The sequence below is a fragment of the Roseovarius atlanticus genome (assembly GCF_001441615.1).
GTDB classification, from domain to species: domain Bacteria; phylum Pseudomonadota; class Alphaproteobacteria; order Rhodobacterales; family Rhodobacteraceae; genus Roseovarius; species Roseovarius atlanticus.
The window spans coordinates 26,028-39,104 of record NZ_LAXJ01000019.1 but is presented as its reverse complement, the minus strand read 5'-3'; the positions used below and the strand labels follow the sequence as shown (position 1 = coordinate 39,104).

The following is a 13,077-nucleotide window of genomic DNA, read 5'->3' as shown; positions in this document are numbered from 1 at the left end:
CTTCGCTTTGGCTGGATATCTATGCAATCGCGGCCCCGAGTGCACTGCGAAATACGTCGCATCCCGTGCAAAGACCGATGCCCCTTGCGCTGTCCCGCGTAATGAATATAAGGCCAACAATTTGCGCCGCACCGGGGGATCACATGCCGAAAAGAACCGATATCAAGTCGATCATGATCATCGGTGCCGGCCCCATCATCATCGGGCAGGCCTGCGAGTTCGACTATTCCGGCGCCCAGGCCTGCAAGGCGCTGCGTGAGGAAGGCTACCGCGTCATCCTCGTAAACTCGAACCCCGCCACGATCATGACCGACCCAGGGCTGGCCGACGCCACCTATATCGAGCCGATCACGCCCGAGGTGGTGGCCAAGATCATCGAAAAGGAACGCCCCGACGCGCTCCTGCCCACCATGGGCGGCCAGACCGGCCTCAACACCGCGCTCGCGGTGGCCGACATGGGCGTGCTGGAAAAATTCGGCGTCGAGCTGATCGGCGCCAACCGAGAGGCCATCGAGATGGCCGAGGACCGCAAATTGTTCCGCGAGGCGATGGACCGTCTGGGCATCGAAAACCCCAAGGCCACCATCGCCGAGACCATGGAAGAATGCATGGCCGCGCTCGAACATGTGGGCCTGCCTGCCATCATCCGCCCCGCCTACACCCTTGGCGGCACCGGCGGCGGCGTGGCCTATAACCGCGCCGATTACGAGCATTACTGCAAATCCGGCCTCGACGCCTCGCCGGTCAGCCAGATCCTGATCGACGAGTCGCTCTTGGGCTGGAAGGAATACGAGATGGAGGTCGTCCGCGACCGCGCCGACAACGCCATCATCGTCTGCTCCATCGAAAACGTCGACCCGATGGGCGTGCATACCGGCGATTCGATCACCGTGGCGCCTGCCCTCACGCTCACCGACAAGGAATACCAGATCATGCGCAACGGCTCCATCGCCGTCCTGCGCGAGATCGGCGTGGAAACCGGCGGCTCCAACGTGCAATGGGCCATCAACCCCGAGGATGGCCGCATGGTCGTGATCGAGATGAACCCGCGCGTCTCCCGCTCCTCCGCGCTGGCGTCCAAGGCCACCGGCTTTCCGATTGCGAAAATCGCGGCCAAGCTCGCTGTCGGCTACACGCTCGACGAGCTCGACAACGACATCACCAAGGTCACGCCCGCCAGCTTCGAGCCGACCATCGACTATGTCGTCACCAAGATCCCCAAATTCGCCTTCGAGAAATTCCCCGGTTCCGAGCCGCACCTGACCACCGCGATGAAATCCGTGGGCGAGGCCATGGCCATCGGCCGCACCATCCACGAATCCCTGCAAAAGGCGCTCGCGTCGATGGAATCCGGCCTGACCGGTTTCGACGAGATCGCCATTCCGGGTCTTCCCGTCCCGGGCTTGACCCAGCCTGCCCCGGGCCTGAACCGGGGGGACCTCGCCGCCGGAGGCCCCGGCGCGGAGGCCGGGGCGAGTGGCACCGATCTCGATCCGACCGCCAAGGCCGCCGTCATCAAGGCGATCAGCCAGCAGACCCCGGACCGGATGCGCACCATCGCCCAGGCCATGCGCCACGGCCTGTCGGATGACGAGATCTTCGCCGCGACAAAGTATGATCCGTGGTTCCTCGCCCGCATCCGCGAAATCGTCGAGGCCGAGGACGCCGTGCGGCAGGATGGCCTGCCCACCGACGAAAAGGGCCTGCGCCGCCTCAAGATGATGGGCTTCACCGACGCCCGCCTCGCCAAGTTGACCGGCTTTACCGAGGCCGACATACGCCGCGCCCGCCACGCGCAGGGCGTCGTGGCCGTGTTCAAGCGCATCGACACCTGCGCCGCCGAATTCGAGGCCCAGACTCCCTACATGTACTCCACCTACGAGGCCCCGATGATGGGCGAGGTGGAATGCGAGGCGCGCCCCTCCGACCGCAAGAAGGTCGTCATCCTCGGCGGCGGCCCCAACCGCATCGGCCAGGGGATCGAGTTCGACTATTGCTGCTGTCACGCCTGTTTCGCGCTTACGGATGCCGGCTACGAGACCATCATGGTCAACTGCAACCCCGAGACCGTCTCGACCGACTACGACACCTCCGACCGCCTCTATTTCGAGCCGCTCACATTCGAGCACGTCATGGAAATCCTGCGGGTCGAGCTGGAAAACGGCACCCTGCACGGCGTCATCGTCCAGTTCGGCGGCCAGACCCCGCTCAAGCTTGCCAACGACCTCGAAGCCGAGGGCATCCCGATCCTCGGCACCACGCCCGACGCCATCGACCTCGCCGAAGACCGCGAGCGGTTTCAGGCGCTGGTGCACCAGCTGAACCTCAAGCAGCCCAAGAACGGCATCGCGCACTCGGACGCCGAGGCGCTGGCCATCGCTGACGAAATCGGCTTCCCGCTGGTAATCCGCCCCTCCTACGTTCTGGGCGGCCGCGCGATGGAAATCGTCCGCGACATGGGCCAGCTCGAACGCTACATCAACGAGGCCGTGATCGTCTCGGGCGACAGCCCGGTGCTGCTCGACGGCTACCTCTCCGGCGCCATCGAATGCGACGTCGATGCACTTTCCGACGGCACCGATGTCCACGTCGCCGGCATCCTGCAACATATCGAAGAAGCCGGCGTGCATTCCGGCGACAGCGCCTGCTGCCTGCCGCCCCACACCCTGCCCCAGCACATCATCGACGAGATCGACGCCCAGACCCGCGCGCTCGCCAAGGCGCTGAATGTCGTGGGCCTGATGAACGTGCAGTTCGCCGTCCAGGGCGACGACATCTACCTGATCGAGGTGAACCCCCGCGCCAGCCGCACCGTGCCCTTCGTCGCCAAGGCCACGGACAGCGCCATCGCCTCCATCGCCGCGCGCCTCATGGCCGGCGAGCCGCTCTCGGCCTTCCCGCATCGCGGCGCCTACCCGTCGGACACCAAGCCCGGCACCCTGCCCATGGCCGATCAGATGACGCTCGCCGACCCCGCGATGCCCTGGTTCTCGGTCAAGGAGGCGGTGATGCCCTTCGCCCGCTTCCCCGGCGTCGACACGATCCTGGGGCCGGAAATGCGCTCGACGGGCGAGGTCATGGGCTGGGACGTCTCCTTCCCCCGCGCCTTCCTCAAGGCGCAGATGGGCGCGGGCGTCGTGCTGCCCGACGGCGGCAAGGTGTTCTTCTCGATCAAGGACGACGACAAGACGCCCCAGCTGGTGGAAACCGCTCAGATCCTCGTCGATCTGGGCTTCGCCATCGTCGCCACCCGCGGCACTGCCGCCTTCCTCGAAGCGCACGGTATCGCCTGCGAGGTCGTCAACAAGGTCTACGAGGGCCGCCCCGACATCGTGGACATGCTCAAGGACGGGCAGATCAGCCTCGTGATGAACACCACCGAGGGCATCCAGGCCGTCGAGGACAGCCGCGAGATTCGCTCGGTTGCGCTCTACGACAAGATCCCCTATTACACGACCGCAGCCGCCGCCCATGCCGCCGCACTGGCCATGAAGGCCCGGCAAGAGGGCGACCTTGTGGTATTGCCGCTACAGGGCGTCGCCTGATGGCAAATGCCTCGCGCGGGACCGGCCCGCGCAAGGCTTTGAAAATATTGGAATTCTTCAGAATCTCCGCAGCCATGCTCTGCGGCCAGAGCGGCTATGCACAATTTTCATAGAATTCGAAACGAATAAGGATTGCGCCGTCATAATTTTTGACTAGGTGGATGGTACGAACGCACAGACGCGTTCGATATGAAACGACCGCCAGCCAAAGGAGGCCATCATGACCCGCGATGAATTGAACCGGGAACTTCGTATGCACAGTGCCACCTGGCAGTCGGTGGTCCTGGTCTACGGTATCCTCGTCGGCACGCTGATTTTCTCGGCCTCGGCCATCATCAGCTGACCTTCCCCCGGCGCCCTGCGCCACAGTCCGAAAACCGACCTCTTTCCCCTTCGGCGTTGAACGTGAGACTCGTTTGGCGTCCTTGGCGCTTCTGAAAAGGATACCCGCCATGAACCGTGACCAACTGATCCGCGAATTGCAGGCCCACAGCGCCACGTGGCAGGCCGTCGTGATCGTCTATGCCCTGATCGTCGCCGCGATGGTCCTGTCGGGCATGGCCATCACCGGCTAGCGCACAGCACGAATTCATGAAAAGAAAACGGCGCCCTATTTTCGGGGCGCCGTTTTTTGTTCCTGATCGTCAGTCTCAGACCTGCGTACCCTCGACCTTGTCGTCGTCCGGGTCGATCTTGGCCGAGGCCGCGTCGCCGATATTGTCGACGCCGCGTTCCTCCAGTAGCGTGGTCAGCCAGTTCGGATCCATCTCCGGCACCGAGCTCAGCAGCAGGTCTGTATAGGGATGGTGCGGCGGCGTGAACATGTCGTCCTTCGGCCCCTGTTCCACCACCTGCCCGTTCTGCATCACCACCACCTCGTCGGCGATCGACCGCACCGTCGCCAGGTCATGGGTGATGAACATGTAGGCCAGGTTCAGCTCGTTCTGCAGCCGGTCCAGCAGCCGCAGGATGCCTTCGGCCACCAGCTGGTCCAGCGCCGAGGTCACCTCGTCACAGACGATGAAACTGGGCTCCGCCGCCAGCGCCCGGGCGATCCCGATCCGCTGTTTCTGGCCACCCGACAACTCGGGCGGATACCGGTTGTAGTATTTCGACGGCTCCAGCTCGATCAGGTCCAACAGTTCATCCACCCGCGTCTTCAGCGCCGTGCCCTTCAGCCCCGAATAGAACTGCGCCGGACGCCCGATGATCTCCGAAATCTGCACCTTGGGGTTCAGCGCGGTATCGGCCATCTGATAGATCATCTGGCACTGTCGCAACTGGTCCTTCGAGCGGTCCTTGTAACTGGCCGGGAACGGCTCGCCCTTGAACAGCACCTCGCCTTTGCTAGGCGGCAACAGCCCGGTGATCACCCGCGCGGTCGTGGACTTGCCCGACCCGGATTCGCCCACCACGGCCACTGTCATCCCCTGGTAGATGTCGAACGACACGTCATCCAGGATCTTCGGCCCGTTGGAATAGGACGCGTCCACGTTCTTGACCGAGATCAGCGGCGGCGTGCCATCCGTCGGGCGGTGCTTCTGCTCGCTGGTAAAGCTGCGCACGGCCCAAAGCGACTTGGTGTAATCCTCCTGCGGATTCTCCAGCATCTGGTCCGTGGGCGCCTCCTCGACCTCTTCGCCGCGCAACAGCACCTTGATCGTGTCGGCCATCTGCGCCACCACCGCCAGGTCGTGGGTGATATAGATCGCCGCGGTGTTGAACTGGTCCACGATATCGCGAATGGCCGCCAGAACCTCGATCTGGGTCGTCACGTCCAGCGCCGTCGTCGGCTCGTCAAAGATGATCAGGTCAGGCCGGCACGACATGGCCATCGCCGTCATTGCCCGCTGCAACTGCCCCCCCGACACCTGGTGCGGATACCGGAACCCGATCTCGCCCGGATTGGGCAGGCGCAACCGCTCATACAGCTCGATCGCGTCCTCCTGCGCCTCCAGCCGCTTCTTGATGCGGTACTGCACGGGGGCTTCCGTGTGCTGGTCGATCAGCTTGTGCGCCGGGTTGAACGACGCCGCCGCCGACTGCGCCACATAGGCGATGCGCGACCCGCGCAGCGCCCGTTTCTCGGCCTCCGACGACGTGGTCAGCTCGATCCCGTCGAACTCGATCGACGAGCCCTCCACGATCCGCGTGCCGTCGCGGGCATAGCCCATGGCCGCCGCGCCGATGGTCGACTTGCCCGCACCGGATTCCCCGATCAGGCCCATCACCTCGCCGCGGTGCAGGGTCAGGTCGACACCCTTGATGATGTCGACCCAGGTTTCGTCCGAATACCCTTGGATCTTCAGGTCCCGGATCTTCAGAAGGACATCTGTTTTCTTCAAGCCCATGTCGTTTACTCCTTCAAGCCCGAGGACCGGTGCAGCATCCAGTCCACCACAAAGTTGACCGCCACGGTCAACAGCGCGATGGCCGCGGCCGGAATCAGCGGCGTGATCTCACCGAACGAAATCAGCGTCGCGTTCTCCCGCACCATCGAGCCCCAGTCGGCCGTGGGCGGCTGGATGCCGAGCCCGAGGAAGCTGAGGCCCGCGATCAGCAGGAATACGAAACAGAACTCCAGCCCGAATTCCGCCACCAAAGGCGCGGTCGAGTTGGGCAGGATCTCGCGCCGGATCAGGTACCAGTTCTTTTCACCGCGCAGCTTGGCGGCCTCGATATAGTCCATCACCACCACGTTGCCCGCGACCGCCCGTGTCAGGCGGAACACCCGCGGGCTGTAGATGATCGCGACCACCAGGATCAGGATGATCTCCGACGCGTTGAAGATCGTCGTGCCGGCCAGCGCAAAGGCAAAGGCCACCCCGGCGACGATCGCCGCCCCGATCAGCCAGCTGACAAGCGAATAGGCCGCCGCCGCCAGAAACAGCAGCCCGACGATGACGGCAAAGCCGAACAGCAGCCAGGAACTGGTCTGAGGCGATGCCAGCGAGCCGCCGAAGATCGACAGCATCAGCAGGGCAAAGATCAGCGACGGAATCGACATGATCACGTCTGCCATCCGGCCCATGAACCCGTCGAAGTAACCGCCTTTGGTCGCCGCCAACAGGCCCGCCATGGCGCCCAGGATGAATGCCAGGACCGTGCCGCACAGCGCCAGCGCCACGGTGTTCCGCGCGCCATAGATGATGCGGCTGAACATGTCCCGGCCCAGCTGGTCCGCGCCCAGCAGCATGTTGTTGTCCGGCGGCGCAAAGGCCTGGCTGACGATCTCGGCCTCGCCATAGGGCGCGATGGCCGGGGCGAAGATGCCCATGATCGCCACGATGAAGATCACGAACATCCCGAAGGCCGCGGTCAGCGGCGCGGTGCGCAGCTCCTTGGCCATCTCGTCGCTTGCCAGTGCCGTCAGAAACTCGCGGAACGCGTAGGACATCATGCCCGCCGCCAGAAGCATCCCCGCGGCAATCGAGATGAACCGCAGCCCGGGGATCCCGCCGATGATCGCAACCACCAGCGACACCAGTGTCAGCGAGAACAGCAGCAGAAACGCCGAGCGTTGATTGTAGTAGGCAGCCCCGCAAGACAGCACAAGCAGCAGGGCGAAGTAGAGGATTACAAAAATCATGATCCGCCCTCCTTATTTCGGGTGCCGCAGGCGCGGGTTGGTGAGGATCGCACCAACGTCGGCTGCAAGGTTGAGAAGAATGAAGGTCGCCGCGAAGATCAGGCAGCAGGCCTGCACCACGGGGAAGTCGCGCTTGGAAACCGCGTCCACCAACGCCTGGCCGATGCCAGGATAGACGAACACCACCTCCACCAGCACCACGCCGGTGATCAGGTACGCCAGGTTCAGCGCGACCACGTTGATGATCGGCGCCCAGGCGTTTGGCAGCGCGTGTTTCACGATCACCTTCCAGGGCGGCGCGCCCTTCAGCCGGGCCATCTCGATATAGGGGCTGGCCAGCAGGTTGATGATCGCCGCGCGGGTCATCCGCATCATGTGCGCCATGACCACCAGCACCAGCGTCAGCGCCGGCAGGAACGTCCGCTCCAGCAGGTCGAGGAAACTCATCCCTTCGCTCAGGCTCGCGATGGCCGGGAACATGCCCCACTTGACAGCGAAATAGAGGATCAGGATGTAGCCCAGAAAGAATTCCGGCGACGAGATGAAGGACAGTGACACTACGTTCGCCACCCGGTCGAAGATCGAGTTCCGCAACAGCGCCACGATCACGCCCAGGATAATCGACACCGGCACCGCGATCACGGCCGCGTAGGCCGCCAGGAACAGCGTGTTCATGAACCGCTCCCCGATGATCTCGGTCACCCGCGCATCGGTCACGATCGAGCTGCCGAAATCCAGCGTGACGGCATCGCCCAGCCACGCCAGGTATCTCACGATCGCGGGCTGGTCGAGGCCCATCTCACGGCGCAGCGCCGCAAGGTTCTCCGGCGTCGCCGACTGTCCCAGCACCGCCTGCGCGATGTCGCCGGGAAGAAGCTCGACCATGAAGAAGATAATCAACGAGATCACCAATAGGATGATCAACCCGAGACCAAGACGCTTGCCGACAAGCGTTAAGATGTCTCCCATATGTCCCTCCTGCTGTTGGGCGTCCGCCGTGCCCGTCCCGGGCCGCATCCGCACAGCTTATTTTGTTATGACGTTTTGACGTGCCCCGTGCGCTTTTCGCGCTATCTCGGCCGTCCCGTCGGCCCGGACGGGGCGGTCACCCGCCCCCTCCAAATGCTTGCCCCGGCAGCAGTGTGCCGGGGCAAAACCTCTTATGCGTCCGCGAACCACCAGCGGCTGCAGGCGCGCGCGCCATCCATCTGCCAGCTTGGCGCCAGGTCCGGCCCGTGCTGCACGTTCTTGCGCCGCGCATAGACGAAGTTCGGGAAGAACGGGATGATCGTGCCGCCATCGTCCTTCGCCAGGATAGCCATCTCGCGGTACATCTCGGCCCGCTTTTCATCGTCCAGCTCGGCCTTGGCCTGAAGCAGCAGTTCGTTGAACCGCTCGTTCTGCCACCGGCTCTCGTTCCAGGCCGCGTCGGACTTGTAGGCCAGCGAATACATCACGTCCGGCGTCGGACGCGCGCCCCACTGCACCACGCACCACGGCTTTTTCAGCCACACGTCGGAATAGTACCCGTCGTTGGGCTCGCGGTTGACGTTGATGGTGATGCCGGCCTGCTTGGCGTGCTCGGCAAACAGAACGCACATGTCCACCGCGCCTGAAAAGACCGAGTCGGCCACGCTCAGGTTCACCGTCAGGCCCTCGGCCCCGGCTTTCTGCAACAGCGATTTCGCCTGGTCGGGATCGTATTCGCGCTGCTCGATCCCTTCCGGGAAATACGGCATCGCCGGCGAATGGTGGAAATCGTTCGCCTTGGTGGCCGCCCCGAACGCGATCTTCTCGATCAGCTCGTCGCGGTTCAGCGACAGTTTCAGCGCGTTGCGCACATCCACGTTGTCGAACGGCGCCGTGTCGCACAGCATCGGCATGGTGATCGCCGCCGCCGACGGCACGTCGTCGATCTCGATGTTCGGATCACGCTGCAACAGCGCCAGCGTCTTCAGCTCCAGCTGCGTCACCGCGTCCACATCGCCCGTCACCAGCGCCGTCTGGCGCGCGTTCGGGTCGTTCAGAACGATCAGTTGCAGGTCGTCGAAATAGGCGCCTTCCAGGTGCCAGCCCTCGTGGCGGGTCAGGCTGTAGCGCACGCCGAACTCGGCCTCTTCCATCTTGTAGGGGCCGGACCCGTCGCCCGACTGCCAGTTGGCCGTGCCGTCTTCGTTCGCCGGCACGATCGCCAGGTGATAGTCGGTCATCAGCCACGGCAGGTCGGCATTGCCCGCCGCCAGCTTGAACGTGACCGAGTTGTCGCCGTTGTCGACCAGATCCTCGACATCCGACAAAAGCGCCTTCGCGGCCGAGGTCGTCTCTTCGCCGCGGTGGTGGTTCATCGACGCGATCACGTCGTTCGCCGTCACCTTGTTGCCGCTGTGGAACGTGGCGTTGTCATTGATCTTGAACGTCCATTCCTTCGCGTCCGGGCTCGCGCTCCACTCGCTGGCCAGGTCCGGCCCGAGCGAGCCATCGGGCTCGATCAGCGTCAGGTAGGACCGATATGTGTGTGCCACCTGGATCATCGAGAAGGTGACGTAGGTGCCGGGGTCGTGCGTGTCCGACGTGTTGCCGTCGTGCATCCCCAGGCGGAACGTCCCGCCCTTGGCGGGCTGCGCCTTCGCGGCGCCGGTCCACAGGCCGGTCGCGGCCGTGGTCGTCAGGCCCGCCGCGGCGGCGTAATGCATGAACGACCGGCGAGAGATCTTGCCTTCGCGGGCCGCGGCTGCCAGTCGATCCAGCAGCATTTGATCTTTGATATCAGTCATGATGTCTCCCTATGACTAGTCTGTCTTTCAGGTCATCTTGCGCGACCCTTCAAAGCAGCTTTGCGTCGTTTCCCCTGAACGGGCGGCTCATTTACGACATGATGTTACCAAAACACGAAAAAAATGTCGCTTCCAGCCTTCATATGCCGCATCACGATTTTTTTTCGCACGTTCAAATCACTAGCCAACGCTGTTGAACCTCTTGCAATCAAGGCGTTTTCGCGCGTCGGCCCGATCTGCGACCGACTGTTCAAAAAACGACATTTCCGCGCACCCGACCCATCGGTTCGCCGGGATTCGCCTAAGACCCCGCGTCTTCCTTGCGCGCCCGCAGCTTCGCAAAATAGGCCACCCGCTTGCCAAGTTCCCGCTCGAACCCGCGCTCGACCGGCTTGTACAGCTCGGGCCGCTCCATCGTGTCGGGAAAATAGTTCTGCCCCGAAAACGCGTCCTCGGCATCGTGGTCATAGGCATAGCCCGCACCGTATCCCTGCTCTTTCATCAGCCCGGTGGGCGCGTTTAGGATATGCTTGGGCGGCGGCTCGCTCCCGGTCTTCTTGGCGGCCTTCATCGCCGCCTTGTAGGCCACGTAGGCCGCGTTCGACTTGGGCGCCAGCGCCAGGTAGGTGACCGCCTGCGCCAGCGCCAGCTCCCCCTCCGGACTGCCCAGCCGCTCATAGGTTTCCCACGATTGCAGGCACACCGCCTGCGCCTGCGGATCGGCAAGCCCGATATCCTCCACCGCCATCCGCGTGATCCGCCGCGCCAGGTACCGCGGGTCTTCGCCCCCGTCCAGCATCCGCGCCAGCCAGTAAAGCGCGGCATCCGGGTCCGACCCGCGCACCGACTTATGCAAAGCGGAAATCAGGTTGTAATGCGCGTCGCCTGACTTGTCGTACTGCGCCGCCCGCTTCATCAGCCGCGCAGTCAGCGCATTGGTGTCCAGCTTCGTGTCGGTCTTCCACGCCGCCACCTGCTCGATCAGATTTAGCAGCGCCCGCCCGTCCCCGTCCGCCATCTCCAGCAGCGACTCGCGCGCCGCGCCGTCCAGCGGCAGCGCCCGGTCCAGCTCCTTCTCCGCCCGCTGCGCCAGCCGCTCCAACTCCGCCAGGGTCAGCCGCTCCAGCACCAGAACCTGCGAACGGCTCAGAAGCGCGGCGTTCAACTCGAAACTCGGGTTTTCCGTGGTGGCCCCCACCAACAGGATCGTCCCGTCCTCCATATGCGGCAGAAACCCGTCCTGCTGCGCCTTGTTGAACCGATGGATCTCGTCGACGAACAGCAGCGTCCCCTGCCCGTTCGCCCGCCGGTGCTTGGCCGCGTCGAACACCTTGCGCAGTTCCGGCACGCCGGAAAAGATCGCGCTGATCTGCACGAAATGCAGGTCCGTCTCGTCCGCCAGCAGCCGCGCGATGGTGGTCTTGCCCACCCCCGGCGGCCCCCAGAACACCAGCGATGTCAGGCTGCCCGAGGCCAGCATCACGCCCAGCGGCCCATCCGGCCCGATCACCTTCTCCTGCCCGATCACCTCGGCCAGCGCCTTGGGCCGCAGCCGGTCCGCCAGCGGGCGCGGCGCGCTGTCATGCGCCTTGTCGTCCCTCGCGCTCGCGTTGGTATCGAACAGATCGCCCATGGCTACAGCCTGAACCGCAGCGTGCTGCGCTGCGTGCCCCGCTGCACATCCAGGCTCAGCCACCGCCCGCTCGCCTCCAGCATCGGCTCCACCATGCCGGGGACCTCGACAGCCGCGCCGTTGATCCCGCGCAGAATATCCCCCTGCCGCAACCCGGCCCGCAGTCCCGCACGCCCCGGCTCCAGCACCACGACACCCTCCGCCATCAGCGGCAGGTCCAGTTCGGCGATGACGGCCGGGTTGATATTGCCGACCGTCATCCCCGGAATGACGCTCCGCGCGCCGGTCTCGGTCACGTCCCGCGGCGGCACCTCCGGCGCGGCCCCCAGCCGCAGGACCACATCCTCCGCAGCGCCGTCCCGCACGCGCGTCACCCGCGTCTCGCCGCCGATCCCGGCCACCGACATTCGGTAAATCATCTCCGGCGCCGCGTTCACCGCCTGCCCGTCCACTGCCGTGATCACGTCGCCCGCCTGGAACCCGGCCGCGGCAAACGGGCTCGCGGGATGCAGTTGCGAAATGATGATCCCGCCCGGCACATTCAGGCCCATCCCCTCGGCCATGTCCGCCGTCACCGGCTGGCCGCTGATCCCGGCCCAGGGCCGTTCGAACGCGGTGTTTCCCGCCTCTGCCTGCGCCACGAATTGCGCCACCAGCGCGGCAGGGATGGCAAAGCCGATCCCGTTCGACCCGCCCGACCGGCTCAGGATCCGTGTGTTGATCCCCACCAGCCGGCCCTCTATATCCACCAGCGCCCCGCCCGAATTGCCCGGGTTGATCGGCGCATCCGTCTGGATGAAGTACCCCCGCGCATTGCCCGTCGCCGCGCCCGATCGCGCCAGCCCCGACACGATCCCGCTGGTCACCGTCTGACCCACACCAAACGGGTTGCCGATCGCCAGCACCAGCTCGCCCACCTCGACCGTATCGCTGTCGCGCAACTCCAGCGCCGGCATCCCTTCCGCGCCCTCCAGCTTCAGGATCGCCAGGTCGCTTTCCTCGTCCGAGAGCAGCACCCGCGCCTCGAATTCCCGCCGGTCGTTCAGCACCACGCGGATGTCCGTGGCCATCCCCACCACGTGGTAATTCGACACCACGATCCCGTCCGCGCTCAGGATCACCCCCGACCCCAACGAGTTTTCCACCCGCGGCCTTGCCCCGCTGAAATCGCGAAAGAACTCGTCGAAGAACGGATCGCCCCGAAACGGGCTCGACCGCGTGTTCACAACCCGCCGCGCATAGATGTTCACCACCGCCGGCGCGGCCTCTTTGACCACGGGCACAAAGCCCATGCTGATCTCGACCCGGCTCTCGGGCACGCGCATCTCCGCCCCCGCCGGCACCGCCAGCGTCAAGGACAGGACAAGGACACAGATCCATCTCACCATGCCCCCGATATGCGCCCCCCGCGCCCTTGATGCAAGCGCGACAAGACAGGCACCGCCCCCGCTCTTCCTCTGGCCAAAAATATCCCGGGGTGCGCGAGGGGCTGGCCCCTCGCTCCCGTCCTCGACACCCGCACCACCCGATGGAACC

General features: G+C 64.7%; 9 protein-coding genes. 3 read left to right on the top strand and 6 right to left on the bottom strand.

The features are described 5' to 3' along the window. Window positions 1-143: 143 nt before the first annotated feature. From carB to XM53_RS23950, 3 genes are all read left to right on the top strand, one after another. Window positions 144-3,545: a carbamoyl-phosphate synthase large subunit gene (carB, locus tag XM53_RS15805; protein WP_057795051.1), complete on the top strand. Its 3,402-nt coding sequence runs from the start codon at window positions 144-146 to the stop codon at window positions 3,543-3,545. 220 nt (window positions 3,546-3,765) lie between these two features. Further along, window positions 3,766-3,888 (top strand): hypothetical protein, encoded by a 123-nt coding sequence (locus XM53_RS23955; RefSeq protein ID WP_261391617.1) that lies wholly within the window; start codon window positions 3,766-3,768, stop codon window positions 3,886-3,888. 109 nt (window positions 3,889-3,997) lie between these two features. Next, on the top strand, window positions 3,998-4,120 hold the full coding sequence (locus tag XM53_RS23950; RefSeq protein ID WP_268873930.1) for a hypothetical protein: 123 nt from the start codon (window positions 3,998-4,000) through the stop codon (window positions 4,118-4,120). A 75-nt stretch (window positions 4,121-4,195) separates the two neighbouring features. Here the strand turns inward: XM53_RS23950 and XM53_RS15800 are convergent, their stop codons facing one another. From XM53_RS15800 to XM53_RS15775, 6 genes are all read right to left on the bottom strand, one after another. Then, on the bottom strand, window positions 4,196-5,896 hold the full coding sequence (locus tag XM53_RS15800) for an ABC transporter ATP-binding protein (RefSeq protein ID WP_057795038.1): 1,701 nt from the start codon (window positions 5,894-5,896) through the stop codon (window positions 4,196-4,198). Window positions 5,897-5,901: 5 nt separating this feature from the next. Beyond that, entirely contained in the window at window positions 5,902-7,137 is a 1,236-nt protein-coding gene (locus XM53_RS15795) for an ABC transporter permease (protein WP_144435565.1), read from the bottom strand. 9 nt (window positions 7,138-7,146) lie between these two features. Next, window positions 7,147-8,103 (bottom strand): ABC transporter permease, encoded by a 957-nt coding sequence (locus XM53_RS15790; RefSeq protein WP_057795034.1) that lies wholly within the window; start codon window positions 8,101-8,103, stop codon window positions 7,147-7,149. A gap of 191 nt (window positions 8,104-8,294) precedes the next feature. After that, the gene (locus XM53_RS15785; RefSeq protein WP_057795032.1) at window positions 8,295-9,908 is read right to left on the bottom strand and encodes an ABC transporter substrate-binding protein; all 1,614 of its coding nucleotides are present in this window, start codon (window positions 9,906-9,908) and stop codon (window positions 8,295-8,297) included. 301 nt (window positions 9,909-10,209) lie between these two features. Next, entirely contained in the window at window positions 10,210-11,541 is a 1,332-nt protein-coding gene (locus XM53_RS15780; protein ID WP_057795030.1) for a replication-associated recombination protein A, read from the bottom strand. Between the two features lie 2 nt (window positions 11,542-11,543). Beyond that, window positions 11,544-12,929 (bottom strand): trypsin-like peptidase domain-containing protein, encoded by a 1,386-nt coding sequence (locus tag XM53_RS15775; RefSeq protein WP_057795028.1) that lies wholly within the window; start codon window positions 12,927-12,929, stop codon window positions 11,544-11,546. Window positions 12,930-13,077: the final 148 nt, after the last annotated feature.